Source organism: Streptomyces sp. WP-1 (assembly GCF_030450125.1).
Taxonomy (GTDB): domain Bacteria; phylum Actinomycetota; class Actinomycetes; order Streptomycetales; family Streptomycetaceae; genus Streptomyces; species Streptomyces incarnatus.
Genome location: NZ_CP123923.1, coordinates 5,615,959 through 5,642,824 on the forward strand (window position 1 = coordinate 5,615,959; position 26,866 = coordinate 5,642,824).

Sequence of the window (26,866 nt, forward strand, 5' to 3'; positions counted from 1 at the left end):
CTTACCTTAGTTCGCTACCGGCCGTCGTTTCCGGAGGATTCCCATGCCCGCGCGCCTTCGTGCCCTGGTCACCGTGGTGTGCACGGCCGTCCTGGGGGCCCTGCTGCTCCCGGCCGGTACCGCGCACGCCACGAGCCGTACCGTGCAAGGAGGACGGCTCGACTGGGGGGTGAAATCCTCCTTCCAGAGCTATGTCACCGGGCCCATCGCCAACGGCGGTTACTCCCTCACCGGGGGCGCCGGCACCGTGGGCAGCAGCCAGTTCCGCTTCCCCTCGGCGACCGGCTCCTACGACGGCGACACCGGCAGACTCGGCGCCTCCTTCGCCGGCGGGGTCCGCTTCGTCGGCCACCGGGCGAGCGGCGGCGGCTACCAGCTCGACCTCACCCTCAGCCACCCCACCGTCCGGATCTCCGGTACCACCGGCACCCTGTATCTGGACGTCACCGGCAAGGCGAAGGGCACCGGGGCGGTCACGGCGTCCACACAGGTGCCCTTCGCCTCCCTCTCGCTGCGCGGCATCGACATGCGCGGCGCGGGCGGCGAGGTCGTCCTGAACAACGTGCCCGCCACGCTCACCGCCCAGGGCGCCACGTCCTTCGCCGGGTACTACACGGCCGGGACCGCGCTGGACCCGGTGAGCCTCGCGGTCGACGTCGAGCCCGCCGGCGCGCCCTCGCCCAGCCCGTCCAGGAGCACCGGGCACAAGAAGCCCCCCGCGCCCGGCGCCCTCGTGGACGGCGCCGTCGACTGGGGCGTGCGCCGCACCTTCCGCGAGTACGTCACCGGCGACATCGCCCAGGGCGCGTGGAAGCTCAGCGACGGCGCTCGCGACGGCGGTGCCCTCTTCCGGTTCACGTCAGGTCAGGGCACGTACGCCAAGGGCGAGTTGACCGCCCGATTCCGGGGCGCGATCCGCTTCACCGGCGAGCACGGGCTCGACCTGCGGTTCGGCGCGGTCCGGGTCGCCGTCCACGACGGCAAGGGCACCCTCTACGCCGATGTCACCACGGCGGACGCCACCAGCAGGAAGGTCCCGCTCGTGACCTTCACCGCCAAGGACCTCACCCCGGTGAAGGGCCTCGCCGAGCTGACGGAGGCTCCGGCGAAGCTCACCGCCGAGGGCGCCGAGGCGTTCGGCGGGATGTACCAGCCGGGCACCGCGATGGACCCCGTGTCCCTCGCCGTCACCCTCACCGACGACGCCGAGCTGCCCGCCCTGCCCGACCCGGGCCATGTCACCGCCACCCCGTCGGCGCCCGAACCGGCGCGGACACCGGCCGCCTCGAAGACCGGCACCGCCGCCGCCGACGACGGCACCCCCGTCCTGCCCCTCACCCTCGCCGCCGCGGCCGGTGCGCTGCTGCTCGCCGCGGCCGGTGTCTACGCCCTGCGCAGGCACCGCGCCCGCCGCGCCGCCGACGACAACTGACCCCCGCCCACCCCCATTCCAAGGAGACGGAAACCACCCATGTCCGCCATCACCCCCAGACGACTCGCCCTCGCCGCCGCCGTCGCGGTCACCCTCGGCTGCGGCACCCTCACCGCGACCGCCGCCTCGGCCGCCGACGTCCCCCTCACCGGCTACCAGCTGACCTGGGGCATCAAGCAGTCGTACCGCTCCTACGTCACCGGCTTCGCCCAGGGCACCTTCACCGCCACCGACGGCGCCTCCCAGGCCGCGGACAACGGCGCCTTCACCTTCACGGACGGCAAGGGGACCTACGACAGCGCCAAGCACACCGTGCACCTGGCCTTCCGGGGCACCCTCACCATCAAGTCCACGCTGCACGGGTTCACCCGGGAGATCTCCGACGTCCAGTACGACAGCGCCACCGGCGCCCTCACCGCCGACCTGGTCTCCGACGGCGGCGCCAAGCAGCAGGACGTGCCGCTGGCCAAGGTCGCCGCGCCGACCGGCCCGGACATGACCGGCCTGGCCACGACGCTCACCACCGAGGCGGGCGCCTTCCTCGGCAGCTCCTCCTACGCGGGCGCGGCCGGCGACCCGCTGACGGTGGCCGCGCCGAAGCAGTCCCCGGAGCCGGAACCGACGAAGACCACCACCCCGGCCCCCACGCCCACGAGGACGGCGACCCCGAAGCCGACGCAGACCACGACCCCGAAGCCCACCGGGTCCCCCTCCAAGAGCCCGACCGCGTCCCCCTCCACGGCTCCCACCAAGGGCGCCATAGCCGACGGCACGCTCGGCTGGGGCGTCAAGGAGACCTTCCGCACCTACGTCGTCAGCGGCCCGGCCCAGGGGAAGATCACCGCCTCGGGCGGCGCCAAGCAGGCGTCCGGCAACGGCGCGTTCACCTTCCCCGGCGCCACCGGCAGCTACGACACCAAGGCCGGCACCCTCGCCGCCGCCTTCAAGGGCGCGGTGAACTTCAAGGGCCACGAGAGCAACGGCACGTACGGCCTCGACCTCACCCTCAGCGATCTGCACGCCAAGCTGAACCACGGCACCGGCACGCTGACCGCCGATGTCACGAGCCTCGGCAAGAAGTCCGAGGACGTGGTGCTGGCCGACCTGAAGGCCAAGTCCACCGGTCTCACCGCGAAGAACGACGTCATCACGGTCAACGGCGTCACCGCCACGCTCACCGACGCGGGCGCCAAGGCGTTCAGCGGCTACTACACCAAGGGCACCGTGCTCGACCCGGTCGCCCTGTCCGTGGCCCTGACCGACGACGCCGACCTGCCCTCCGGCAACGGCGGCACGGGCACGTCGTCCGGGGGCACCGGGGGCACCGGGGGCACCGGAGGCGGTACCGGCACGGCGGGCGGCGCCGGTACGACCGGCGGCACCGGCACCGGATCCACCGTCGGCGGCGGTGGCGTGGCCGGCGGCAGCCTGGCCGCCACCGGCTCCGACGCCCCGGTCGGCGCCCTGGGCGCGGCGGCCGCGGTCGCCGTCGCGGCGGGCGCGGGTGTGGTCATCGCGGTCCGCAGGCGGCGCCCGGCGGGCGCCGAGGCGTAAGGCAGGGGATCGGAAACAAGACCGGCGGCCCGGTCCTGGACGCTCAGGACCGGGCCGTCTCCTGCCCTCGGGGCGTTTCGCGGCGGGGGAGAGGACCGGGCACGCGGGCAGCGCGCGGGGGCCGCCGGGGCCGGGGCGCCTGGTACCGGACATCACGGACCGGCCGGGCCCGCCGCCCCCGCGCTTCGAGACCACCGCCGACGGCCGGCCGCTGCTGCGGCAGGGCGAACGGCCCCTGCCGCTCGGCCGCTCGGTCACCGGAAGCGCGCCCCGCTGCCCCGGCCCCCACCTCCACCGCGCCGACGGGCGTACGCCTGCGGTCAGTTGCCGGGTGCGCACAGCCGGGCGCTCGCCGACGGCCGCTGGGAACCGGCCCCGCGCACCCGGTTCCAGCCCGGCAGCTGGACCGAGAACCTCCTGCGGGAGTGGCCCGGCGCCAGCCTCGGCCTCCACCGCGGCGGCGGCCGGCAGGCGTCGTACCGCTGCCGCCGTCCGGGACGCGCTCGCGGCGCGCGCGGTGTTTCAATTCCCCGGTGACTGACTACGACGTACTGCGCGTCTTCTGCGCACCGCACGGCGGCTACGGCAATGAGCTCGGCGTCGTCCGCGACGGCTCCACGCTGCCCGAGCGCGCCGACCGGCAGGCGCTCGCCGCCAAACTCGGCTTCAGCGAGACCGTGTTCGTGGACGACCCCGAGCGCGGCGTGATCGACATCTACACGCCCTCCGCCCGGCTGCCGTTCGCCGGGTACCCGTGCGTCGGCGCCGCCTGGCTGCTGGACGTGCCCGAACTCGTCGTCCCGGCCGGGACGGTGGGCGCCCGGCAGGACGGCGAGTTCTGCTGGATCGAGGCCCGCCCGGAGTGGGCCGCGCCGCGCACCCTGCGCCGGTACGCCACCCCCGCCGAGGTCGACGCGCTCCAAGTACCGCCTCCCGGCGACTGGTTGTACGCCTGGGCGTGGGAGGACGAGGCGGCCGGGCGGATCCGGGCCCGGGGCTTCCCCGGCCGCGGTGACGGCATCGAGGAGGACGAGGCCACGGGCGCGGCCGCGCTCCAGCTCACCGGACGTCTCGACCGCGCCCTCAACATCACCCAGGGCAAGGGCTCCCAGCTGCTCACCGCGCCGCAGCCGGCGGGCTGGGTGGAGCTGGGTGGCCGGGTGTGCCTGGAGCGCTGACCCGGCCGGGCGCGCTCCAGGAGGGTCAGGCGGAGAGCGGGAACTCCTCGCCCAGGGCGTGGAAGACGGCCGTGTTCAGCGCGAACGCCCGCTTGCACTCGGCCGTGACACGCTGCTTCTCCAGGTCGTCCGCCCGTATCCCGTCCAGCAGTTCCCGGTACTCGCGCTTGAACGCGGCCGGGTTGGAGATCTCCTCGAAGACGTAGAAGCGCACCCCGGCGCCCTTCCGGGCGAAGCCCCAGGTCTTCTCCGCGCGGTCGCGGATGATCTGACCGCCCGACAGGTCGCCCAGGTAGCGGGTGTAGTGGTGGGCGACGTAACCGCCGGGCCACTCCTCGGCGCACTCGCGCACCCGGTCGGCGTACGCCCGGGTCGCGGGCAGGGCGCTCAGGCCCGCCCGCCAGTCGGGGCCCCGCAGATGCGCCAGGTCCTGCTCCAGGGCGGCGAGCCGCAGCAGTTCCGGCCGGATGAACGGGCCGGCCACCGGGTCGCCGGCCAGTCGCTCGGCCGCGCTCTCCAGTGCCTCGTAGACGAACCACAGTTGCTCGGTGTAGCGGGCGTAGGCGTCCACGCCCAGCCGGCCGCCGAGCAGATCGCTCATGAAGGTCGAGGTCTCCGCCTCCGTGTGCTGTTCGTGGGACGCGGTGCGGATGAGGCGCGAGAAAGAGTCCATGAGGCACATCCTCTAAGGTAAGGCTTACCTAAGTCAATGGCTTTACCGACCTCATGTCGGTACCTTTCCCGACAGTGTGTCGGTAAAATCGTACAAGAGAAAACCCGCCCTGGCAGGGGGCGGGTTCTCCTCGGAGCGGGCGGGGCAGGGCGGGGCGGTCAGGGCAGGGTCAGGATGTCCGCGCCGTCGTCCGTGACCACCAGCGTGTGCTCGAACTGCGCGGTGCGCCTGCGGTCCTTCGTCACGACCGTCCAGCCGTCTTCCCACATGTCGTACTCGTGCGTGCCCAGGGTCAGCATCGGCTCGATGGTGAAGGTCATGCCCGGCTGCATCACCGTGGTGGCGTGCGGGCTGTCGTAGTGCGGGATGATCAGGCCGGAGTGGAACGACGAGTTGATGCCGTGCCCGGTGAAGTCCCGCACCACGCCGTAGCCGAACCGCTTGGCGTACGACTCGATGACCCGGCCGATGATGTTGATCTGCCGGCCCGGCTTGACCGCCTTGATCGCCCGGTTCAGGGCCTCCCGGGTGCGCTCCACCAGCAGCCGCGACTCCTCGTCCACGTCCCCGACCAGGTACGTGGCGTTGTTGTCGCCGTGCACCCCGCCGATGTACGCGGTCACGTCCAGGTTGACGATGTCGCCGTCCCGCAGGACCGTCGAGTCCGGGATGCCGTGGCAGATGACCTCGTTGACGGAGGTGCACAGGGACTTGGGGAAGCCGCGGTAGCCGAGCGTGGACGGGTAGGCGCCGTGGTCGCACATGTACTCATGGGCCACCTTGTCCAGCTGGTCCGTGGTGACCCCGGGCGCGATGATCTTCGCGGCCTCCTCCATCGCCCGCGCGGCGATCCGCCCGGCGACCCGCATCGCCTCGACGGTCTCCGGGGTCTGCACCTCGGGTCCGGTGTACGGCGTCGGCGCGGGCTTGCCGACGTACTCGGGGCGACGGATGTTCCCCGGGACGGAGCGAATGGGGGACTGTTCCCCCGGTACGAGCAGCGACTGGCCAGACATACCGGCGAGTCTATCCAGCGGACATGGGGGAACATGTCGTTGGTCGGTGAGAGGAGCAGTCCATGGCCCTGTTCAAGAAGCGAACCGTGGGCAAGCCGGGTGAGTGGTACTACTGCCTGGAGCACAAGAAGGTCGAGGAGGGGCCGGACTGTCCGGGCAAGGACCGGTTCGGGCCGTACGCCTCCCCGCAGGAGGCCCAGCACGCGATGGAGGCGGCGGCCGAGCGGAATCTGGAGTGGGAGAACGATCCGCGGTGGCGCGACGCCTCCCCGACGGACGCCTCCCCGTCGGACTCCGGGGACCCCGACGGGAAGTGATCACGCCCTCGCGGCGGCGGCCTCGGCGCGGCGCTCCCGCATCCGCACCGCGTGCGCGTTCGTCCGCGCGTCGTACGTCATGAGGCCCGGCAGGCACAGCGCGAGCAGGCCCACCACGCCCGCGCAGGCCAGGCCGCCGCTCGCGACGGACGTGCGCAGGCCCAGCCACGCGGCGAGGCCGCCCGCGCGGACCTGGCCCAGCTGGGGCCCCACGGAGTAGGACAGCAGTTCGATCCCGGCGAGCCGGCCGCGCAGCTCGTCGGGGATCGTCTGGTTCCACATGGCCGACCGGAAGATGCCGCTGACCATGTCGAACGCGCCGCCGACGGCGAGCAGGAGCAGCACCAGCCAGACGTGCCGGGTCAGCCCCGCCGCCGTCACCGACAGGCCCCAGCCGGCCGCCGCCAGCACCACCATCAGGCCGTGCCGGTGCACCCGCGAGGACCAGCCGCTGACCAGGCTCATCAGCAGGGCCCCCGCCGGGATGCTCGCGTACATCAGCCCGAGCGCCCAGTCGGCGTCCAGCTCGTCGGCGAGGAACGGCAGCACCGCGAGCGGCATCGCCAGGGACATCGCCGCGAGGTCCACGACATAGGTGCCGAGGAGTTCCTTGCGGCTCCACGCGTACCGGGCGCCCTCCGCGATCGCCCGCAGCGAGGGCTTCGCGGCCTCGTGGGCGGCGGGGGAGGCCGCGATCCGCACGATGTACGCCAGCGACACGGCGAAGGTCAGCACATCGGCGGCGTACGCCCAGCCCAGGCCCGCGTACGCCACGACCACGCCGGCGAGCGCCGGGCCCGCGACACCGCCCACGGTCCAGCGCAGCGAGTTCAGCGAGGCCGCGGCGGCCATGTCGTCATGGGCGACGATCCTCGGCCACAGCGAGTCCAGGGCCGGGCGCTGCACCGCGCCGAGCGCGGAGGAGAGCGCGGCGACGGCGTACAGCGGCCAGATCGCGGGGCCCGGGAGCAGGGCGTTGAGCAGCAGCACCGCGCTGAGCAGCCCCTGCCCGGCCTCCGTCCACAGGATCAGGCGCCGCTTGTCCAGCGCGTCGGCCAGCGCGCCGCCGTACAGCCCGCACACGATCAGCGGCAGCAGCTCCACCGCGCCGATCGCTCCGACGGCCGCGGTGGACTCCGTCAGGCCCTTCAACTGCACGGGCAGCGCGACCAGGGTCAGAAAACTGCCGAAGCCGCTGATCAGCCCCGACTTCCACAACCGCCGGAAGTCGACGGAGGCCCGCCAGGGAGCAAGATCGGGAAGCAGCGCGGAAGTCACCTGGGCATGCTCCGGACGAGGGGGGTGCGGAGGCAACTGCTTTTCTCCGCCGGCCGTCCCGATCTCGTCCCCGCTCTTCCCGGTCACCGTGCGCACCCGGCGACGTAGAGTCGCCCCATGACCTCTACCGACAGCGCACAGAAGGCCCCCGCCAAGGATCCCTGGGACCTGCCCGACGTCTCCGGGTACGTCGTCGGCGTGCTCGGCGGCACCGGGCCGCAGGGCAAGGGACTCGCCTACCGGCTCGCCAGGGCCGGGCAGAAGGTGATCATCGGGTCCCGGTCCGCCGACCGCGCCCGGGCCGCCGCGGACGAGCTCGGCCACGGCGTCGAGGGCGCCGACAACGCCGAGGCCGCGCGCCGCAGTGACATCGTGATCGTCGCCGTACCGTGGGACGGGCACGGCGACACGCTGAAGTCGCTCGCCGCCGACCTGGCCGGCAAGCTCGTCGTGGACTGCGTCAACCCGCTGGGCTTCGACAAGAAGGGCGCCTACGCGCTCAAGCCCGAGGAGGGCAGCGCCGCCGAGCAGGCCGCGGCCCTGCTCCCGGACTCCCGGGTCGCCGCCGCCTTCCACCATCTGTCGGCCGTCCTGCTCCAGGACCCCGAGATCGAGCGGATCGACACCGACGTCATGGTGCTCGGCGAGGAGCGCGCCGACGTGGAGATCGTGCAGGCGCTCGCCGGGCGCATCCCCGGCATGCGCGGCATCTTCGCGGGCCGGCTGCGCAACGCCCACCAGGTGGAGTCGCTGGTCGCCAACCTGATCTCGGTCAACCGCCGCTACAAGGCGCACGCGGGGCTCCGGCTCACCGACGTGTGAGCCGTTCGTCCGGCAAGCCGGGGCCGACCTTCCTGTGAGCCGGCCATGGCCATGGGGGACACTGTTCGCCGTAGCAGTGTCCCCCGACAGGAGCCGCCCGACATGCCCCGCATCGCCCTCTACACCCTCGTCGTCTGCGTCCTCTCGCTGGCCGCGGCCGTCGTCTCCTTCGTGCAGGGCAGCTGGCTGGGGATCGTCTGGGTGCTGCTGGCGGGCCTCGCGTCCAACATGACCTGGTACTACGTCAAGCGCGCCCGCGCCGCCGCGCAGGACCGGGCCGCCCTCCAGGACGGGCCGGTCACGGGCTGACCACGCACACCTCCGGGGTGCCGCTCCAGAAGCGGTAGAGCCAGTACCCGCAGTCCGAGTAGGCCGAGTCGACCCCGAGCCCGCGCAGGATGTCGTGGATCAGCCCGAAGAACGCGATGTTCAGCGACGGGATCCACAGCAGCGCGAACACGATCAGCAGCCCGAACATCGGGAACGCCTCCACCTGCCGCCGCACGCCGTACGGCAGCCACGGCTCCAGCACGCCGTACCCGTCGAGACCCGGCACCGGCAGCAGGTTCAGCAGCGCCGCCGTCACCTGGAGCAGCGCGAGGAAGGCCAGCGCGAAGCGGAAGACCATCGGCACCCCGTCGAGCGCGTGCAGCCAGAACGGCGCCGTGCACACCACCGCGAACAGCGCGTTCGTCAGCGGGCCCGCCGCCGAGATCAGGCTCAGCCGGACGCGGCCCCGGATCCGGCCCCGCTCGATGAACACCGCGCCGCCCGGCAGACCGATCCCGCCCATGATCACGAACAGCACCGGCAGCACGATGCTCAGCAGCGCGTGCGTGTACTTCAGCGGGTTCAGCGTGAGATAGCCCTTCGCGCCGATCGTGATGTCGCCGCTGTGCAGGGCGGTGCGCGCGTGCGCGTACTCGTGCAGGCACAGGGAGACGACCCAGGCGGCGGTCACGAACAGGAACACCGCGACGCCCGGCCGCGCCGCGAACCCGGTCCAGGTGGCCCAGCCGGCCACCGCCGCGACGGCCAGGATCCCGATGAACACCGGGCTGATCCTCCGGTCGCCGCCGGATCGTCGGGTGGTGGCGGTGGTCATGAGCGGCTCCTGAGCTGGGCGAAAGGGTTGAGCGGGCGGGTTGGCCGGGTGGGCGGATCGGCGCGCGGGACGACCCCGGCCGACACGCGGAAAACGTCTCGCACGCGCCGTCCGGTTCCTGGAGAGTGGGTGAATGCCACGGAAGAGTACGCGCGGGCGTTCGAACTCGTGCACCCGTGTGCTCGTGCATCCGTGAAGTCGGGTACTCCCGTGCTCGTGTACTCCTGTTCCCGCGGGCAAGGTCTACGCCTGTGGCCTTCCGGGGCGCCGCCTCCCGGGGGTGCGCCTCGGACCCGGCTCCGGGTCGGTGACAATGGAGTCCGCCGACGGCAGCCCGAGGTGGTGCGCCGACGGCCGCCCGGGACGGGAGGAGGAGACCGGCCCCGGCTCCGTGGACGGCCCGCGCCGGATCCGTCGTACCGTGGGCGTCCTCGTCACCCCGGACCTCACCGGGAGCGCCCGCCGCGTCCGGTGACCACCCCCTGACCGCTTCCCGAGCCTCCGGAGACAATGGACCCCGTGCGCTATCGCCTTCTCGGCCCCACCCAGGCGCTCCGCCCCGACGGTACGGCCGTCCCGGTCGGCGGAGCGCGGCTGCGCGCGCTGCTCAGCGTGCTGGCGCTGCGGGCCGGGCGGACCGTGCCCGTGGGCGTGCTGGTGGACGAGGTCTGGGGCGTGGAACCGCCCGCCGACGCCGCCGGCGCGCTCCAGGCGCTCGTGGGCCGGCTGCGGCGCGCGCTCGGCGCGGACGCCGTGGCCTCCGCCGACGGCGGGTACCGGCTCGCCGCCTCCGCCGACGACATCGACCTCACCCGTTTCGACCGGCTGACCGGCGACGGCCTCGCCGCCCTCGCCGAGGGCGACCCCGCCAAGGCCGCCGGTCTGCTGGACGACGCCCTCGCGCTGTGGCACGGCCAGGCCCTCGCCGATCTGCCCGACCGCACCGCCGAGGCCGCCCGCTGGGAGACCCGGCGCCTGGACGCGCAGCGCGCCCGGCACACCGCCGCGCTCGCCCTCGGCCAGGCCGAGAGCGCCCTGCCCGAACTGACCGCCCTGTGCGACGCCCACCCGCTGGACGAGCCCCTCCAGGCGCTGCGGCTGCGCGCCCTGCGCGACCTCGGCCGCCCGGCCCAGGCCCTCGCCGGCTACGAGGACGTACGACGACTCCTCGCCGACCGGCTGGGCTCCGACCCGGGAGCCGAACTGCGGGCGCTGCACGCGGAGTTGCTGGGCGCGGACGGCGGATCCGGGCGTGACTCCGGCGCGGCGCGCGGCAGTTGGGGCCGGGGTGACAGACCCGGAGACGGCGCACGGGGCGGCGGGGGCGCCATGGCCGACGGCCGGACCGGCGATGCCGTCCGGGGCGCCCACCCCGACCGACGTACCCCCGACGGCCGTTCCCACGCGTCCGGCTCTTCCCGCGTGTCCGGCCTTTCCCCTGCGCCCGACCGGATCCATGCGTCCGGCCCTTCCCACCCGTCCGGCCCTTCCCACCCGTCCGGCCCTTCCCACGCGTCCGACAGGCTCGACACGTTCGACAGGTACGACACATCCGGCCGGTACGACCCGTTCGGCCGGTCCGAGGCACCCGGCCCGTCCCAGGCCCCCGACCGGCCCCACACCCCCGACGCGCCCGCCCAGGGCAACCTCCCCGCCCGTCTCACCTCCTTCGTCGGCCGGGAAACCGACCTCGCGGCCCTGGCCGCCGACCTCGAAACCGCTCGCCTCGTCACCCTGCTCGGGCCCGGCGGCGCGGGCAAGACCCGGCTCTCCCAGGAGGCCGCGGAGACAGTACGGCACCTTGTGCGCGACGGCGTGTGGCTCGCCGAACTCGCGCCCGTGGACGACCCCGACGCCGTACCCCAGGCCGTCCTCACCGCGATCGGCGCCCGCGAGACCGTGCTGCACGGCGCCGGTGCCGAGAGCATGCGCGCGGTGGTCGACGGACACGACCCGCTGGACCGGCTGGTGGAGCACTGCGCCCGGCGCCGGATGCTGATCGTCCTCGACAACTGCGAGCACGTCATCGAGGCCGCCGCCCACCTCGCCGAACGGCTGCTGGCCCGCTGCCCCGAACTGACCGTCCTCGCCACCAGCCGCGAACCCCTCGGCGTGCCGGGGGAGTTGGTGCGCCCGGTGGAGCCGCTGCCGGAACCCGTCGCGCTGCGCCTGTTCGCCGAGCGCGGCGCGGCGGCGCGGCCCGGGTTCCGCGTCGAGGACGACCCGGAGGCGTGCGCCGAGATCTGCCGCCGCCTCGACGGACTGCCCCTCGCCATCGAACTGGCCGCGGCCCGGCTGCGGATGCTGACGCCCCGGCAGATCGCGGACCGCCTCGACGACCGGTTCCGGCTGCTCACCTCGGGCAGCCGCACCGTCCTGCCCCGCCAGCAGACCCTGCGCGCCGTCGTGGACTGGTCCTGGGACCTGCTGGACGCCGGTGAACGCGAGGTGCTCGCCCGGCTGTCCGTCTTCGCGGGCGGCTGCGACCTGGCCGCCGCCGAGGCCGTGTGCGGGTCCGCCGCCCTGGACGCCCTCGGCTCCCTGGTCGACAAGTCCCTGGTGGTGGCCGCCCCCGCGGCCGACGGCACCATGCGCTACCGCCTCCTGGAGACCGTCGCCGAGTACGCCACCGAGCGGCTCGCCCAGACCGGCCACCGCGCCGGGGCCGAGCGCGCCCATCTGACGTACTACCGCGAACTCGCCCGCACCACCGACGCGTTGCTGCGCGGTCCCGGGCAACGCGCCGCCATCGGACGCTTCCAGGCGGAGTACGAGAACCTGCGCACCGCCCTCAGGCACGCCGTCGCCGCCCGCGACGAGCAGGAGGGGCTGTGCCTGGTGCTGTCCCTGGTGTGGTTCTGGCAGATGCGGGACCAGCGCCTGGAGACCCGCACCTGGTGCCGTGAGGTCATGGCGCTCGGCCCGGACCCCTTCGCCGAACCGGTGCGCCGCGCCGAACCGGTCTGGCGGCGCTGCAACGACGCCCCGCCGCCCTACGCCGGCGAGGTCCTCCTGGAGGCCCGGCGCGGGGTCCACCTCGCCCATCTCGCCTGCATGGACACCGAGTTGGAGGCATGGCAGACCCCCGCGGCGCAGGCCAAGCTGCGCGCCGTGGCCCAGGCATACGAGGAGGGCATGCCGCAGACCTGCCGGTCGCCCGGCATGGTGTGGTTCTTCGCGGTGATGCTCACCGGCGGGGGAGAGCGGGTACGGACGATCGCCGACGCCAACGTGGAGACCTGCCGCAACACCCCCGGCTTCGAGTGGGAGCTGGCCGGCGCCCTCCAGATGCGCGCCAACTTCCTCGCCAACCGCACCGCCTGGGCCGGCGACGCCACCCGCGACGCCGACGAGGCACTGGAGATCTACCGCCGTCTCGGCGACGACTGGGGCACCGCCGAGGCGCTGTCCGCGCGCGGCGAGTCCCATGAGCGCAAGGGCCTGTACGGCGCGGCCGCCGCCGACTACCGCGCCGCCATCGAGCACGCCGAACGCCTCGGTGCCCGCGCCCAGACCGCCGTGCTCGGCGCCCGGCTCGGCAGCGTGCTCATGGAGTCGGGCGAGCTGGAGGAGGGCGAACGGCTGCTGTGGGAGGTCGTCGAGAGCCAGGACGCCGCGCACAGCGAGGCGATGCCCGTCGCCCGGCTCTTCCTGGCCTGCTGGCTCGGCCTGGAGGACCGCACCCCCGAGGCCCGTGAGCAACTTCAGCTGCTGCGCGAGGAGTTCAGGATCGCCAACTTCGTCGTCTTCGACGCGCTGCTGCTCTGCCAGGAAGCCTGGGTGGACGCGATGGACGGACTGCACGAGGAGGCGCTGGAAAAGATCCGCACCACGCTCGGGCACACCACCGACCCGCTCGCCGAGGCCGTCATCCCCCAACTGCCCTCCACCGCCCTCACCGTGGGTGCCATGGCGCTCGCCCGCGTCGACTCCGGCGCCCGTGCCGCCGACGCCGCCCGCGCGCTGGCCGCCGCCGACCGGCTGCTGCCCGCGGGGCATGTCGCCTCCGGCATGGAGCGCCGGGCCCGCGACATGACCGAGGCCCAGATCCGCGAGGCGCTGGACGAGGAGTCGTACGCGAGGGCGTACGCCGAAGGCGGTGGCCTCTCCCTCGTGGAGGCCACCGCCCTGATGTGACGTACGCAGCGAACGTCAGCTCTTCGTGCGGAACTTGTGGATCGCGAACGGCGCCATCACCGCGGTGATCGCCACCGACCAGCCCACGGTCACCCAGAGATCGTGCGCCACCGGGCCGCCGATCATCAGCCCCCGGGCCGCGTCCGCGAGCGTGGACAGCGGGTTGTAGTCGGTGAAGGCCTGGAGCCAGCCCGGCATCGACGCGGTCGGCGCGAAGATCGAGGAGCCGAACTGGAGCGGGAACAGCACCAGGAAGCCCACGCCCTGCACGGACTGCGCGCTCTTGAGGAGCACGCCGAGGGTGAGGAACACCCACATGATCGAGGAGGCGAACAGCGCCGACAGGCCCACCGTGGCGAACAGCCCCGGCCAGCTGGTGATGTGGAAGCCGACCAGCACGGCCACGACCATCAGGATGGCGGTCGCGAAGAGCATCCGGCCCAGCTCCACCGCGATCTTCGCGAACAGCACCGAGCCGCGCCCGATCGGCAGCGTCCGGAACCGGTCCATCACCCCGCTGTTGAAGTCCTGGCTGAAGCCGGTGCCGACGCCCTGGGACAGGGTCATGCTCATCATCGCGAGCATGCCGGGGATGACGTACTGGACGTACCTCTCCTGGCCGCCGCCGAGGGACTGACCGATCGAGCCGCCGAAGACGTACACGAACAGCAGCGTGAAGACGATCGGCATCAGCAGCGCGTCGAACATGGACTCCGGGTCCTGCCGGATCCACAGCAGGTTGCGCCGGATCAGCGCGCCGGTGTGCCGCAGGTGCCCGCGCAGCGGGATCCGGACGTCGTCCGCGGCGGAAGTGGTGGTGCCCGAAGGTGCGGCGCGCAGCGCCTCGTTCAGGGTGGTGGTGGGAGACGGGTGGGCGCTCATACGGCGACCTCCTGGCGGGCGTCGGCGGGCTTGGCGTCCTGGGTGTCGCCGGCGCGGTGGCCGGTGAGGGAGAGGAACACCTCGTCCAGGCTGGGCAGTTCGGTGGTGATGGAGGAGAGGGTGAGACCGCGCGCGGTGACCGCGCCGACCACGGCGGTCAGCTGCTCGTCGCTGAGGATCGGCACCAGCAGGGTGCCGGTCTCGCTGTCCACGGTGGTGGCCGCGAGCCCGGTGATGCCCAGCTCGTCCAGCATCGAGGCGAGCGGGCGCAGCTCCAGCGGGTCCGCCGGGCGCACCCGCAGGGTGCGGCCGCCGACCCGGGCCTTCAGCTCCTCGATGCCGCCGGTCGCGATCACCTTGCCGCGGTCCACCACGGTCAGCTCCGAGGCGAGCTGCTCGGCCTCCTCCATGTACTGGGTGGTGAGCAGCACGGTCACGCCCTCGCCGACCATCGCCTGGACCTCGTCCCACACCTCGTTGCGGGTGCGGGGGTCGAGGCCGGTCGTCGGCTCGTCCAGGTAGAGCACGGCCGGGCGGCCGATCATCGAGGCGGCCAGGTCCAGCCGGCGGCGCATACCGCCGGAGTACGTGCTCGCCGGGCGCTTGGCGGCCTCCGTCAGGGAGAACCGCTCCAGCAGCTCGTCGGCGCGGGTGCGGGCGTCCTTGCGGGACAGGTCCAGCAGCCGGCCGATCATGTACAGGTTCTCCCAGCCCGGGAGCTTCTCGTCCACGGAGGCGTACTGGCCGGTCAGCCCTATCACCTTGCGCAGCTGCCGGGGCTGTCGTACGACGTCGTACCCGGCCACCGTCGCCTGCCCGGCGTCCGGGGTGATCAGGGTCGACAGGATCCGCACCAGCGTGGTCTTGCCGGCGCCGTTCGGCCCGAGCACGCCCATCACGGTGCCCTCGCGCACATCCAGGTCGACGCCGTCCAGCGCCTTGGTCTCGCCGTAGTGCTTGACCAGTCCCCGCACAGTCACGGCGTTGCGTCCGCCGCCGGGGTTCTCATCGATTCGCGTCATGCCCTTGACAGTGCCAGGCCCCACCGACAAACCACCGACAGCGTGCCGACAGCACGCCGACAGCCCCTCGGCGGGCGATGGCCGGTGGTGTTGAATCGGGCCCCATGAGCGAGAGGGAGCGCGCGGCGAGCCGTACGGCGGTACTCGTCTGCCAGGGGCGGGCCGCCGCGGACGGCAGGGCGGCGGTGGGCCGGTTCGCCGACCCGGTGGCGGTGCGGCTGCTGCGCGCCGAGGAGCGCGCACGGGTGGACGAGGTGCGCGCGGGAACCCCGCCGCAGGGCTGGCGGGCGCGCACGGCGTACGAGAGTGTGCGGGCGTGCGCCGAGGTGGTGGGGCCGCGGACGGTCGCGATCGACGAGGCGCTGCGCGCCCGCGCGACCGGTCAGCTGGTGATCCTCGGCGCCGGCCTGGACACCCGCGCCTGGCGGCTGCCGGAGCTGGCCCGCACCGATGTCTGGGAGGTCGACCACCCCGCCTCCCAGCGAGACAAGCGCGCCCGCCTCGCCGAGGCCGGTCCCGGACTGCCGACCGCCGCCCGCTCCGTACGGTTCACCCCGGTCGACTTCGCCGTCGACGATCTCGGCGCGGCCCTGGACGCCGCCGGCCACGACCCCTCGGCGCCGACGGCCTGGCTGTGGGAGGGCGTCGTCCCCTACCTGACCCGCGACCAGGTCCGCGCCACCCTGACCGCCCTCACCGCCCGCACGGCCCCCGGCAGCACCCTGGTCGTCAACTACCAGACGCCCTCCCCGAAGGCCACCGCCGGCCGGCTGCTGGCCCGCCTGCTCGGCCACTCCGCCACCGCCGGCGAACCCTGGCGCTCCCTGTGGACACCGGAGCGAATGGCCGCCCTGCTCACGGAGTACGGCCTGCACGTGATCTCCGACGACGGCCTCCTCGCCCTCGCCCGCTCCCTCGGCACCCCGGCCCGGAACCGGACTTCCCTGGACTCGGGGCGCGTCGCGGTCGCGGAGCGCCGCTGACATACGGCCGCGAAGCCGATATTCGGCGGGGAAGCTGACATCCGGCCGTGAAAGGGGGCAGCCCCGCTGACGGGGGAAGATCAGCGGGGCTGCCGGTGGTGCCGTGGTGGTCCGGGGGTCAGTGGACGGAGTGCTCCTCCGCCGGGAACGCGCTGCCGACCACGTCTTCCGCGAAGGACTTCGCCGCGGAGCCCATCACCTCGCGCAGATCGGCGTACTTCTTGACGAACTTCGGGACCCGCCCGGAGGTCAGGCCCAGCATGTCCGTCCAGACCAGGACCTGCGCGTCGGTGTCGGGACCCGCGCCGATGCCGACCGTGGGGATCTGAAGCGAGCGCGTCACCTCGGCGGCCAGCTCGGCCGGGACCAGTTCGAGGACGACGGCGAAGGCGCCCGCGTCCTGGACGGCCTTGGCGTCCTGGAGCATCCGCGCGGCCGCCTCCTCGCCGCGCCCCTGTACGCGGTAGCCCATCGCGTTGACGGACTGCGGGGTCAGCCCGATGTGGGCCATGACCGGGATGCCGGCCTCGACCAGCAGCCGGATCTGTTCGTGCGAGCGCTGGCCGCCCTCCAGCTTGACCGCGCCGACCCCGGCCTCCTTGACCAGCCGGGTGGCCGAGCGCAGCGCCTGCGTCGCGCCCTCCTGGTACGTGCCGAAGGGCAGGTCGGCGACGATCAGGGAGCGGCTGGTGCCCCGGACGACGGCCGACGAGAGCATCGTCATCTCGTCGAGGGTGACCGGCACCGTCGTGTCGTAGCCGAGGTGACAGTTGCCCGCCGAGTCGCCGACCAGCAGGACCGGGATGCCGGCCTCGTCGAAGACGGACGCGGTCATCGCGTCATAGGCGGTGAGCATGGGCCACTTCTCGCCGCGTTCCTTGGCGAGGGCGATGTCGCGGACCGTGATGCGGCGCGTGCCCTTGCCCCCGTACAGCGCCTTGCTGCCGTCGGAGGGCTTGTTCTGGGCAGCCGAAAGCTGCGTCATGGCAACGGCTCCTTCAAGTCATCTCGAGGCGCCCTGACGGCGTCCCCGGATCCCCTCCATGGTGGCACCTCGTGCCAAGCAGGGCCAGAGGGGTCCCCGTGATCCTCCACCGTGGCCCGACCGGGCCCTCCACTCCGGGCAACGTCAAGCCCTCGAACGGGTAAGTTCTCCGTAAAGAAGTTCCGATACGAGACGGTTCCGTATCGGAATCCCCCTACGCTCGAACGCATGACAACTTCCGTCCCTGCCTCCCGCATACCGGAGGCGGTGCACCGCCGCCGTTGGGCGATCCTCGGCGTGTTGATGCTGAGCCTGCTCATCGTGGTGCTCGACAACTCGATCCTGAACGTCGCCATCAAGACCATCTCCACCCCGGCCCCCGTCGGCCTGGGCGCCACGCAGAGCCAGATCGAGTGGGCGATCAACGCGTACACCCTGGTCTTCGCGGGCCTGCTGTTCACCTCCGGTCTGATCGGTGACCGCCTCGGCCGCAAGAAGGTGCTGCTGGGCGGCATCGCCGTCTTCGGCATCGGCTCCGCCCTCGCCGCCGAGTCCGGCTCCCCGGGCCAGCTGATCGCCTACCGCGCGCTGATGGCCCTCGGTGCCGCGTTCGTCATGCCGGCCACGCTGGCCGTCCTGATGAACGTCTTCGAGCGCGAGGAGCAGCCGAAGGCCATCGGCATCTGGGCCGGCGGCGTCGGCCTCGCCATCGCCATCGGCCCGATCACCGGCGGCGCCCTCCTCGACCACTTCTGGTGGGGCTCGGTCTTCTTCATCAACGTGCCGATCGTGATCATCGCGCTCGTGCTGATGATCTGGCTCGTCCCCGACTCCCGCGACCCGCGCCCGGGCCGCCTCGACCCGATCGGCGTGGTCCTGTCCGTCGTCGGCCTCGTCCTGCTGGTCTACGGCATCATCAAGGGCGGTCAGCTGGCCGACTTCACCGACCCGACCGTGCTCGCCACGATCGGCGCGGGCGTCGTCGTCCTCGCCGCGTTCGTGGTGTTCGAGAAGCGCAGCGACCACCCCTCGCTGGACGTGAGCTACTTCAAGAACAAGGTGTTCTCCAGCGCCATGGCCGCCATCGCGCTGGTCTTCTTCGCGCTGATGGGCGTCACCTTCTTCTCGGTCTTCTACACCCAGAGCGTGCGGGGCTACTCGCCGCTCCAGTCCGGCGTGCTGATGCTGCCGCTGGCCGCCGCGCAGATGATCTTCGCGCCGCGTGCCCGCCTGGTGGTCCAGCGGTTCGGCAACAAGGCCACCACGACCGCCGGCCTGGTGGTGATCGCCGGCACCCTGGCGGCCTTCGCCACCTTCGACGCCGACACGCCGATCTGGCTGCTGGAGGTCATCTTCTTCCTGATGGGCACCGGCATGGCGCACATCATGACGCCGACCTCCGTCGTCATCATGCAGGCGCTGCCCCGCGAGAAGGCCGGTTCCGCCTCCGCGCTGAGCAACACCTTCCGCCAGGTCGGCGGCGCCCTCGGCATCGCCGTCCTCGGCTCGGTGCTCGCCACCGCCTACCGCAACGGCATCGAGGACAAGCTCGCCGTGCTGCCCGCCGGGCTGCGCGACAAGGCCGGCGACTCCATCGAGGCCACCCTCGGCATCGCCCAGAAGCTCGGCCCGCAGGGCAAGCTCCTGGTCGGCCCGGCCGACGACGCCTTCCTGCACGCCATGCACGTCACCGCCTTCTGGGGCGCGGGCGTGGCCCTGATCGGCGCCGTGATCACCGCCCTGTACCTGCCCGGCAGGACGCGCGCGGGCGAGCAGGAGGGCGAGGAGCAGGAGCTGGTCGCCGCCCTGGACTGAGGCCACGCCCTGGGCTGAGATCACGCCCTGGACTGAGGCCACGCCCTGGGCTGAGATCACGCCCTGGACTGAGGCCAGGGGCGGGGCACCGGCCCCGCACCCGGCCCGGTGTGCCGGCCGGACGGACGGCGCACCGGGCCCGCGCCCATGAACGGCTCGACGGCGGCTCCACGGGGGGAGGAGGCGGCTGCGGGAGAATTCCCGCAGCACAGTGAGAGGACGGATCGACGTGAGCTTTGCCGACAACCGGTCCTGCCCGGCCGGACCCGCCCGGGGCCGCCCCCGCAGCGAGGCCGCGGAACAGGCCATCCTGGAGGGCGTGATGCAGCTCCTGGAGGACGGCGTACCCCTCGCCGAACTCTCCATCGAGCGCATCGCCCGCACCGCCGGCGTCGGCAAGGCCACCATCTACCGCCGCTGGAGCGGCAAGGAGGAACTGTTCGTCGACGTCCTGCGCGCCGCCGAACCGCCCGACCCCGAACTCCCCGGCACCTCCATGCGCGACGACCTGATCGTCATCCTGGAGTCCCTGCGCCGGCGCGGCCTGGTCAGCCGCTCCTCGGCGATCCTGCACAACGTGTACGTGCAGATGAAGTCCAGCCCCCGCATCTGGGCCGCCTACCACGCGGGCGTCGTCGCCCCCCGGCGCGTCCTCATGCTCGACGTGCTGCGGCGCGGCCAGCGCGACGGCGAACTGCGCCCCGACATCGACCTCGACCTGGCCAACGACATGTTCGTCGGCGCCATGCTGGTACGCACCGTCATGCGCCCCGACGGCGACCTGCCCGAGGACCTGGCGGAACGCGTCGTGGACATCACTCTGGAAGGGCTACGACCCGTCAGCTCCACAGTCTCGTAGCGCTGATGTGCATGTTTTGTCACAGACCACCCGCATCGCCCCGCTGACCGGAACTCCCCGCGCCACCCGTTCGTCATCGTCTTCCGTACGGCCGTCATGGGACGGCGAGAACGGAGCCGTTCATCCCCTAGGGTCGGACGTGGGGGGCGAACGGTGTGCACGGCGGGCAGTGAGGCAGACGGCATGGCGCAGCAGGCATACATGACGGAGACGGCGGACGGCGGCTCGGGGCCCGAGCGGCCGGGATCCCGGCTCCGGCACCTGCTGCACCGGATGCTCGCCCCCTGGCGCAACGACCCCGGCATCTGGCGCCGGGGCGCCGTCCTCACCGCGCTCGCGCTGCTGCTCGCCCTGGTGATGCTGCTGCACGCGCACGTGCCCAACACCGTGGGCAACCTCGGCAGCCTCACCGAGACGTTCCTGCCCTGGCTGGGCGTGTTCGTGCCGGTCCTGCTGCTGCTCGGCCTGTGGCGCAGGTCGGCGATCACGCTCATCGCCGTACTCCTGCCGGCGATCGTCTGGCTCAACCTCTTCGGCGGGCTGCTCACCGACAAGTCGGGCGGCGGCGGCGAGCTGATGGTGGCCACGCACAACGTCAACGCCGACAACCCCGACCCGGTCGGCACCGCCCGCGCCGTGGCCGGTTCCGGCGCCGACATCCTCGCGCTGGAGGAGATCCCCGCGTCCAAGGTGTCGGTCTACGAGCAGGCGCTCGCGCCGACGTACAAGTACCACGCGGTCGAGGGCACGGTCGGGCTGTGGAGCAAGTACCCGATGACCTCCGTACAGGCCGTGGACATCAAGCTCGGCTGGAAGCGGGCGATGCGCGCGACCGTGACCACGCCCGAGGGGCCGGTCGCGGTGTACGTCGCCCACATGCCCTCGGTGCGGGTGAAGCTGAAGGCCGGCTTCACCGCCCGGCAGCGGGACACCAGCGCCGACGCGCTCGGCGAGGCCGTGGCCGACGAGACCCTGAGCCGGGTCATCCTCCTCGGCGACCTCAACGGCACCATGAACGACCGCTCGCTCAACGGCGTCACCTCCCAGCTGCGCTCCACCCAGGGCGCGGCGGGCAGCGGCTTCGGGTTCAGCTGGCCGGCCGCGTTCCCGATGGCGCGCATCGACCAGATCATGGTCAAGGGCGTCGAACCGGAGAGCAGCTGGACCCTGCCGCGCACGGGCAGCGACCATCTGCCGGTGGCGGCCCGTGTGAACCTGGACACGCCCTCGTAACCTCGTGGAATAGCGGGCCTGAGAGGCTTTGTTCCGTACCTGAACTTAGACACGTCCCTGGTACGGCGCGTGCCCGGTACGACACGTCCCGTGGTACGACGCTCTCCCCCTACGCTCCCGAAAGGCACAGGCCCCTCCATGCCCCTGGCCCTGCTCGCGCTGGCCGTCGGCGCCTTCGGAATCGGAACGACCGAATTCGTGATGATGGGACTGCTTCCCGACGTCGCGTCCGACCTGCACATCTCCATACCCTCGGCCGGGCACCTGGTCTCGGCGTACGCGCTGGGCGTCGTCATCGGCGCCCCGCTGCTGGCCGCCGTCACCGCCCGGATGTCCCGCCGTACGGTCCTGATCGCCCTCATGGCCCTCTTCGTGGTGGGCAACGCGCTGTCCGCGTTCGCCCCCGGCAACGGCTCCCTGCTCGCCGCGCGCTTCCTCAGCGGGCTGCCGCACGGGGCGTTCTTCGGGGTGGGCGCGGTGGTGGCGACCGGCATGGTCCCGCCGGAGCGCAAGGCGCGCTCGGTCTCCCTGATGTTCCTCGGCCTGACGGTCGCCAACATCGCGGGCGTCCCGGCGGCCACGCTGATGGGCCAGCACCTGGGCTGGCGGGCCACCTTCCTCGGCGTGAGCGCGATCGGCCTCGCCGCGATCGCCGCCCTGGCCCTCCTGATCCCGCACGACCACACCCACGCCTCCGCGACCGGCCTGCGCGGCGAATTGGCCGCGCTGCGTTCCCTGCCGGTGTGGCTGGCGCTCGGTACGACGGTGGCGGGTTTCGGCGCCCTGTTCGCGGCCTACAGCTACGTGACGCCGATGCTGACGGACGCGGCGGGCTACGCGGAGACGAGCGTGACCCTCCTGCTCGCCCTGTTCGGCGTCGGCGCGACCGCCGGAAACCTCCTCGGCGGCCGCCTGGCCGACCACTCCCTGCGCGGCACCCTGTTCGGCGGCCTGGTCTCCCTCGCGGTGGTCCTGGCCCTGTTCCCCCTGTTGATGAGGGCGGAGTGGAGCGCGGCGCTGGCGGTCACCCTGCTGGGCATGGCCGCGTTCGTCACCGGCTCGCCCCTCCAGCTGATGGTGATGGAAAAGGCCACGGCCGCCCCCTCCCTGGCCTCCTCCGCCAACCAGGCCGCCTTCAACCTGGCCAACGCGGGCGGCGCCTGGGTGGGCGGCATCGCCCTGGCCGCGGGCTACGGCACGACGTCCCCTGCCCTCGCGGGCGCGGCGCTGGCGGTGCTGGGTCTGGGCGTGGCGGGGGCGGCGTACACGGTGGACCGCCGCCGCGCGCTCCCCTCGACGGGCCGCGTCGTCACCTCGCACCTGCACCGGTCCGAGGACTCCGAGGCCCTGCGCTCCTGATCCTCGTGACGGCCGTCACCTTGTGCGACGATGCGGCTACCCCGCCGACCACGAGGTGCGCCATGACCCGGAAGCCCACGGACCGCGACCTCGCCCGCCTGGTCCGGAGAGGGGAGCGGGAAGCGGCCGCCGACCCGACGGCGACGGAACTCCACCGCCGCCTCCGGGACCGGGACAACCGGGAACTGGACCACGACCACCGGGCACGCTCCGACCGCTCCGCGATCCTCGGGGCGCTGGCCGGTCTGGTCCTGCTGGTCGTCTTCGTGGTCGGCTCGCTCATCGCGCATCACGGGTGACCCCGGGTCAGGGGCGGGTCGGAGCCGGGTCATGGACGGGTCATGGACGGGTGAGGGCCGGGTCAGGGCCGGGTGAGGGCCGGGTGAGGCACCCCCGCACCGCCATCTCGCCGAAGCCCGCCGGCTCCCGCCCCCGGACCACCTCGCACCAGACCGTCTTGCCCCCGGGCCCGCGCTCCACCCCCCACCGCTCAGCCAGCGCGGACACGAGGACGAGCCCCCGCCCGCACTCCGCCGTCTCGGCCGCCGACACAACCGTGGGCATTCCGCGTGGGTCCGGATCGGTCACTTCGATGCGGGTGCGGGTGGGAATGCCGAGGGCAATGACCCTCACCCGCACCGGAGTTCCGTCGCCGACGTGCTCGATGACGTTCGTCAGCAACTCTGTCGCGCACAGGCGGACGTCGTAGTCGTACCCGTGGAGTCGATGACGCAGCTCCGGTACGGCTTTCGGCGTGGCCGCCAGGTGCAGGTCGACCGCCCTCATTCCTCGGCCGCCGACTTCTTCAGCACGACGGTGAGCGCCCGCGCCATGTCCATGTTGCAGTTCCCCAGCGTGACGAGCCCCTGCGTCCGTCCGTACTTCCCCGCGAAACTCGGCAGATGGACGGACAGGGAGGGCAGCTTGATGTTGTGCAGGGCGAGGGCGGCGCGGAGTTGCTCCACGCAGAGGACGACGTCGTAGGGGGCGGTGGGGGAGTGGTCGGACATGGGGTATCCAGCCTTCTGTGCGTTGTGTGACGAACACCTCACAGCGTGTCGCCTGGTTCGCTACGGTGGAAGACGTTTCGCGTCCACGGCGCGAACAGCGGAATCGGCACGGTGAGTTACGGCGGTGAGCGCGTGGTTCGGCGTAAGGACATCGACGGCTCGATGAGCGTTCCGACCTTCTACGGCAAGGAGTTGCGGTGGAAGCGGGAGGCGGCGGGGCTGTCGTTGGAGACGTTCCTGAAGGGCAGCTACTTCGGCAAGACCTACCTCAGCGACATCGAGCACGGTCAGCGCAGGATGCCGATCGAGTTGGCGCGGCATGCGGATCGGACCCTGGAGACCGACGGCTTCTTCGAGCGGAACTGCGAGGACGTGCAGAAGGCCAGGAGATCTGGACATGCCGCGTACTTCGAGAAGGTTCTGGAGGCGGAGAAGTTCGCTCTGACCATCGAGGAGTGGTGCCCGATCCTCATTCCGGGGCTGCTTCAGACACCCGCCTACGCGCGAGCCGTCATCCTGGCGGAGCTTCCGCTGTCCCTAGAGGAGGAGGTGGCGGCGAAGGTCAACGGCAGGATGGCGCGAGCCGAGCTCTTTGAGGTGGACCACCGGGTCCCCGAGTACTGGACGATCCTGCACGAGTCGCTGATCACCGACCCGATCCTGCCGTTTCCGATGATGGCCGAACAGCTGGACCGGATCGTGGAGCTGACCGAACGGCGCCGGATCACTCCGCAGCTCATCCTGCGGAAAATTGGTACGCATCCGCTCATGACCGGCCCGGCGATGATCATGACGTTCCCTGACGCGCCGCCGCTGTTCTACACGGAGGCGGTGCACAGCGGCGACACCATCGATGATCCGGCGATCGTGAAGGAGTACCGCAGGTCGTACGATCGCCTCAGGGCCGTCGCGCTGTCTCCGGAGGCGTCCCTCGACCTGATCAAAGCCGCGGCAGAGGATTACCGAAATGGCAAGCAACCGGATCGACTTGAGTGACGCGCTCTGGCTCAAGAGCAGCTACAGCAATGGTGACGGCGGCAACTGCCTGGAAGTTGCCACCGACTTCCCCGGCGCCGCCCTCTGGCGCAAGTCGAGCTACAGCAACGGGGGCGGCGGCAACTGCGTGGAGATCGCCGACAACGTCCCCGGCCTCGTCCCGGTCCGCGACTCCAAGGTCCCCGACGGCCCCGCCCTCCTCCTGACGGCCACCGCCTGGGCCCCGTTCATCGGGTCGCTCAAGTAGAACCGTGTCGTCCGGGCTCGGCCGGTTGCCCGCCGGGTTTCCTGTACTGGAAAGCCGAGGAGCTTGACCCGGTAGTCGACAGGTCGGGAGCATCGGCTTGACCAAACCTGTCGACAGGAGAGGGACGCCGTGGGCGCACCGCTGCGGAAGCTCTCGGGAGACCCGGACTGCAAGAACGGCACCTGCCCCACCCTGTGGAGCACGGCCGACGGCAAGGAGTACGTCGTACAGGGTTACGTGATCAACGACTCTGAGCGGCTGGCGCAGCTTGACCTGCCCGAGGGCGAGACGGCGGTCGCGGTCCCCGCGGCCGTACTGGAGGAGTACTTCCGTGCTCACCGGTGAGGAGTTCGGGCGCCTTTTCGAGACATTCGAGCGGACCGCGTTCCGGCTGGAGACGCTGGCCGAGTACGACGTGGAGGAGGAGCGCGAGGAGATCGCGCGCTTCCTGGCCGGCGAGGACATGGGTCCGGAGTGGGACGACAACCCGTGGGTGCGGTCCATGACCGACAAGGGCAAGCGAGTGTCCCGCGTCCACGTCCTGCGCTCCCCGCTGACCGACTATCTGCGCTACGAGTTGGCGGCCTACCCCGGCAACATCAAGGCCGGCGAGGCGATCGGCGTCATCGACCTCGCCGAACAGAACGTAAACGGTCTGCCCGACCATGACTTCTGGCTCTTCGACGACCGTGACGTGTACCGGATGCACTACACCCCCGACGGCCGGTTCCTCGGCGGTGAACTCCTGCCCGCCGACCGCTTCCCGGAGTACCGGGGATATCAGGACCTGGCGCTCTCCCGGGCCGTGCCGTTCGCGCGCTACTGGGAGCGGCACCACTGACCACGGAATCCCTCGGAAGAGCGTTGCGGGCATTGCGCGAGGCGTCGGGACTGACCGGCAGCACGGTCGCCCGCAAGGCTTCCATGTCCGCGGCCAAGCTCTCGAAGATCGAGAACGGCCGGACCATGCCCACGGTGCAGGACGTCGACCTCGTCCTGTCCGCCCTCGGGGTGTCCGAAGAGGCCAAGGAACAGTTCCTCGCGGCGGCGCGGGCCGAGGCCACGGAAGCCAAGGCATGGCGTTTGCTGCGTCGCATGGGAGCCTGGAAGCACCAGAACACGATCAAGGGCATCGAAGCCAAGACGAAGGCGCTCAGGCTCTTCCAGGGACAGCTCATCCCCGGCCTCCTCCAGACCCCCGAGTACGCCACGGCGGTGTTCTCCCTGCCACCGGCTCTGCCGGACGAGACCAGGGCGCGGACCGTGGCGGCCCGGTTGGAGCGGCAGGCTGCACTGTACGAGGACGGGCGGTCGTTCCACTTCGTCATCTGCGAACACGTGCTGCGGTGGCTGATCTGCGAGCCCACCGTCATGGCCGTCCAACTCGACCGGCTCGTCTCCCTGTCACGGCTCCCCGCCGTCCGCGTCGGCGTCGCCCCCCAAGCGGGCCGGAAACCGGACTTCCCCATGACCTGTTTCAGCATCCACGACGACAGCCTCGTCATTGTCGAGACCTTCCACTCGGAGGTGACGACACGGGACCCGCGGGATGTCCAGACGTACGTCGACACGTTCGACAGGTTCGCCGCGGTGGCGCTCTACGGCGACGACATGCGGGGCCTTGTCGAGGGCGTCCGGGACGAGTTCTTGAGGCATTGCAGCACGCGCTGAACGACTTCCCCTGGTCGACCGAGGCCAGACCGCCCGTCGCCTTTTGTGACTGATTCGCTGCGATGAGTAGTATCCGTCTGTGATTTCCAAGGGGCGGCACCAAATGGGGATGTCGCGGCGGCCTTGGACCGAGCGAAGCGCGCCGGATGCCAGGTGGTGCCGGACAAGAACGGACACCGATGGGGTGGGTGGTGTGCTGCTCCTGCGGAGCGCGCCACGTGGTTTCAGGCGCTCCGAAAAACCCCGGGAACGAGGCGAAGCGCATCGACCGCTTCGTCCGGGAGCACCAGCA

Annotated in this window: 28 protein-coding genes; 19 read left to right on the forward strand and 9 right to left on the reverse strand. The window is 72.0% G+C overall.

Annotated features, from left to right (window positions below; genetic code table 11):
- The first annotated feature begins 43 nt into the window (after positions 1-43).
- The 3 genes from QHG49_RS24775 to QHG49_RS24785 all read left to right on the forward strand — a co-directional run bounded on the left by QHG49_RS24775 (position 44) and on the right by QHG49_RS24785 (position 4,164).
- On the forward strand, positions 44-1,432 hold the full coding sequence (locus QHG49_RS24775; protein WP_301491371.1) for an HtaA domain-containing protein: 1,389 nt from the start codon (positions 44-46) through the stop codon (positions 1,430-1,432).
- Positions 1,433-1,471: 39 nt separating this feature from the next.
- On the forward strand, positions 1,472-2,986 hold the full coding sequence (locus QHG49_RS24780) for an HtaA domain-containing protein (protein ID WP_301491373.1): 1,515 nt from the start codon (positions 1,472-1,474) through the stop codon (positions 2,984-2,986).
- Positions 2,987-3,519: 533 nt separating this feature from the next.
- Complete coding sequence (locus QHG49_RS24785; protein WP_159700870.1) at positions 3,520-4,164, forward strand: PhzF family phenazine biosynthesis protein; 645 nt, start codon at positions 3,520-3,522, stop codon at positions 4,162-4,164.
- Positions 4,165-4,189: 25 nt separating this feature from the next.
- Here the strand turns inward: QHG49_RS24785 and QHG49_RS24790 are convergent, their stop codons facing one another.
- Together QHG49_RS24790 and map are read right to left on the reverse strand one after the other, a co-directional pair.
- Positions 4,190-4,837, reverse strand: a complete 648-nt coding sequence (locus QHG49_RS24790; RefSeq protein ID WP_301491376.1) for a heme oxygenase (biliverdin-producing) — start codon at positions 4,835-4,837, stop codon at positions 4,190-4,192.
- A gap of 158 nt (positions 4,838-4,995) precedes the next feature.
- Positions 4,996-5,853 (reverse strand): type I methionyl aminopeptidase, encoded by an 858-nt coding sequence (map, locus tag QHG49_RS24795; protein ID WP_145485047.1) that lies wholly within the window; start codon positions 5,851-5,853, stop codon positions 4,996-4,998.
- Between the two features lie 62 nt (positions 5,854-5,915).
- Between map and QHG49_RS24800 the strand changes: the two genes are divergently transcribed.
- Positions 5,916-6,170 (forward strand): hypothetical protein, encoded by a 255-nt coding sequence (locus QHG49_RS24800; RefSeq protein WP_145485046.1) that lies wholly within the window; start codon positions 5,916-5,918, stop codon positions 6,168-6,170.
- On the opposite strand, the gene QHG49_RS24805 is transcribed toward QHG49_RS24800, so the two are convergent.
- On the reverse strand, positions 6,171-7,448 hold the full coding sequence (locus QHG49_RS24805) for an MFS transporter (protein WP_301491377.1): 1,278 nt from the start codon (positions 7,446-7,448) through the stop codon (positions 6,171-6,173).
- A 117-nt stretch (positions 7,449-7,565) separates the two neighbouring features.
- On the opposite strand from QHG49_RS24805, the gene npdG reads away from it, so the two are divergent.
- Both npdG and QHG49_RS24815 read left to right on the forward strand, forming a co-directional pair.
- Positions 7,566-8,270, forward strand: a complete 705-nt coding sequence (gene npdG / locus QHG49_RS24810; protein WP_145485044.1) for an NADPH-dependent F420 reductase — start codon at positions 7,566-7,568, stop codon at positions 8,268-8,270.
- 102 nt (positions 8,271-8,372) lie between these two features.
- On the forward strand, positions 8,373-8,579 hold the full coding sequence (locus QHG49_RS24815) for a hypothetical protein (protein ID WP_145485043.1): 207 nt from the start codon (positions 8,373-8,375) through the stop codon (positions 8,577-8,579).
- Here the strand turns inward: QHG49_RS24815 and QHG49_RS24820 are convergent.
- The gene (locus QHG49_RS24820) at positions 8,569-9,375 is read right to left on the reverse strand and encodes a site-2 protease family protein (protein ID WP_159700864.1); all 807 of its coding nucleotides are present in this window, start codon (positions 9,373-9,375) and stop codon (positions 8,569-8,571) included. The two genes, QHG49_RS24815 and QHG49_RS24820, sit on opposite strands and share 11 nt — an antisense overlap.
- A gap of 313 nt (positions 9,376-9,688) precedes the next feature.
- On the opposite strand from QHG49_RS24820, the gene QHG49_RS24825 reads away from it, so the two are divergent.
- A complete protein-coding gene (locus tag QHG49_RS24825) occupies positions 9,689-9,850 on the forward strand; it encodes a hypothetical protein (RefSeq protein ID WP_301491378.1) in 162 nt (53 codons plus the stop codon).
- Between the two features lie 35 nt (positions 9,851-9,885).
- Positions 9,886-13,512: a BTAD domain-containing putative transcriptional regulator gene (locus QHG49_RS24830; RefSeq protein ID WP_301491379.1), complete on the forward strand. Its 3,627-nt coding sequence runs from the start codon at positions 9,886-9,888 to the stop codon at positions 13,510-13,512.
- Between the two features lie 15 nt (positions 13,513-13,527).
- On the opposite strand, the gene QHG49_RS24835 is transcribed toward QHG49_RS24830, so the two are convergent.
- Entirely contained in the window at positions 13,528-14,394 is an 867-nt protein-coding gene (locus QHG49_RS24835; RefSeq protein WP_301491380.1) for an ABC transporter permease, read from the reverse strand.
- Positions 14,391-15,416, reverse strand: coding sequence for an ATP-binding cassette domain-containing protein (locus QHG49_RS24840; protein WP_159700855.1), 1,026 nt, complete (start codon positions 15,414-15,416; stop codon positions 14,391-14,393). The genes QHG49_RS24835 and QHG49_RS24840 overlap by 4 nt, the downstream gene beginning before the upstream one ends.
- A 104-nt stretch (positions 15,417-15,520) precedes the next feature.
- Here QHG49_RS24840 and QHG49_RS24845 point away from each other — a divergent pair, with 104 nt between their 5' ends.
- Positions 15,521-16,399: a class I SAM-dependent methyltransferase gene (locus QHG49_RS24845; protein WP_301491381.1), complete on the forward strand. Its 879-nt coding sequence runs from the start codon at positions 15,521-15,523 to the stop codon at positions 16,397-16,399.
- A 118-nt stretch (positions 16,400-16,517) separates the two neighbouring features.
- Here the strand turns inward: QHG49_RS24845 and panB are convergent, their stop codons facing one another.
- Complete coding sequence (gene panB, locus QHG49_RS24850) at positions 16,518-17,384, reverse strand: 3-methyl-2-oxobutanoate hydroxymethyltransferase (protein ID WP_145485037.1); 867 nt, start codon at positions 17,382-17,384, stop codon at positions 16,518-16,520.
- Positions 17,385-17,612: 228 nt separating this feature from the next.
- Here panB and QHG49_RS24855 point away from each other — a divergent pair, with 228 nt between their 5' ends.
- From QHG49_RS24855 to QHG49_RS24875, 5 genes are all read left to right on the forward strand, one after another.
- The gene (locus QHG49_RS24855) at positions 17,613-19,199 is read left to right on the forward strand and encodes an MFS transporter (protein ID WP_186337772.1); all 1,587 of its coding nucleotides are present in this window, start codon (positions 17,613-17,615) and stop codon (positions 19,197-19,199) included.
- A 229-nt stretch (positions 19,200-19,428) separates the two neighbouring features.
- Complete coding sequence (locus QHG49_RS24860) at positions 19,429-20,058, forward strand: TetR/AcrR family transcriptional regulator (RefSeq protein ID WP_236576260.1); 630 nt, start codon at positions 19,429-19,431, stop codon at positions 20,056-20,058.
- 273 nt (positions 20,059-20,331) lie between these two features.
- Entirely contained in the window at positions 20,332-21,291 is a 960-nt protein-coding gene (locus tag QHG49_RS24865) for an endonuclease/exonuclease/phosphatase family protein (protein ID WP_370530586.1), read from the forward strand.
- Between the two features lie 138 nt (positions 21,292-21,429).
- Entirely contained in the window at positions 21,430-22,650 is a 1,221-nt protein-coding gene (locus QHG49_RS24870; RefSeq protein WP_301491383.1) for an MFS transporter, read from the forward strand.
- Positions 22,651-22,712: 62 nt separating this feature from the next.
- Positions 22,713-22,949 carry a hypothetical protein gene (locus QHG49_RS24875; protein ID WP_145485034.1) on the forward strand — a complete coding sequence of 79 codons (237 nt, stop codon included), beginning with the start codon at positions 22,713-22,715 and terminating at the stop codon, positions 22,947-22,949.
- A gap of 40 nt (positions 22,950-22,989) precedes the next feature.
- Here the strand turns inward: QHG49_RS24875 and QHG49_RS24880 are convergent, their stop codons facing one another.
- Together QHG49_RS24880 and QHG49_RS24885 are read right to left on the reverse strand one after the other, a co-directional pair.
- A complete protein-coding gene (locus tag QHG49_RS24880; RefSeq protein WP_159700844.1) occupies positions 22,990-23,436 on the reverse strand; it encodes an ATP-binding protein in 447 nt (148 codons plus the stop codon).
- Positions 23,433-23,660, reverse strand: a complete 228-nt coding sequence (locus QHG49_RS24885) for a hypothetical protein (RefSeq protein ID WP_145485032.1) — start codon at positions 23,658-23,660, stop codon at positions 23,433-23,435. Before QHG49_RS24885 ends, QHG49_RS24880 begins: the two co-directional genes overlap by 4 nt.
- A 162-nt stretch (positions 23,661-23,822) precedes the next feature.
- Between QHG49_RS24885 and QHG49_RS24890 the strand changes: the two genes are divergently transcribed.
- From QHG49_RS24890 to QHG49_RS24910, 5 genes are all read left to right on the forward strand, one after another.
- The gene (locus tag QHG49_RS24890; RefSeq protein WP_145485185.1) at positions 23,823-24,656 is read left to right on the forward strand and encodes a helix-turn-helix transcriptional regulator; all 834 of its coding nucleotides are present in this window, start codon (positions 23,823-23,825) and stop codon (positions 24,654-24,656) included.
- A complete protein-coding gene (locus QHG49_RS24895; RefSeq protein ID WP_301491385.1) occupies positions 24,628-24,903 on the forward strand; it encodes a DUF397 domain-containing protein in 276 nt (91 codons plus the stop codon). The genes QHG49_RS24890 and QHG49_RS24895 overlap by 29 nt, the downstream gene beginning before the upstream one ends.
- Positions 24,904-25,032: 129 nt before the next feature.
- Complete coding sequence (locus QHG49_RS24900) at positions 25,033-25,248, forward strand: hypothetical protein (protein WP_199573455.1); 216 nt, start codon at positions 25,033-25,035, stop codon at positions 25,246-25,248.
- The gene (locus QHG49_RS24905) at positions 25,235-25,744 is read left to right on the forward strand and encodes a DUF6879 family protein (RefSeq protein WP_159700838.1); all 510 of its coding nucleotides are present in this window, start codon (positions 25,235-25,237) and stop codon (positions 25,742-25,744) included. The genes QHG49_RS24900 and QHG49_RS24905 overlap by 14 nt, the downstream gene beginning before the upstream one ends.
- Positions 25,741-26,574 (forward strand): helix-turn-helix transcriptional regulator, encoded by an 834-nt coding sequence (locus QHG49_RS24910; RefSeq protein ID WP_145485029.1) that lies wholly within the window; start codon positions 25,741-25,743, stop codon positions 26,572-26,574. Before QHG49_RS24905 ends, QHG49_RS24910 begins: the two co-directional genes overlap by 4 nt.
- Positions 26,575-26,866: the final 292 nt, after the last annotated feature.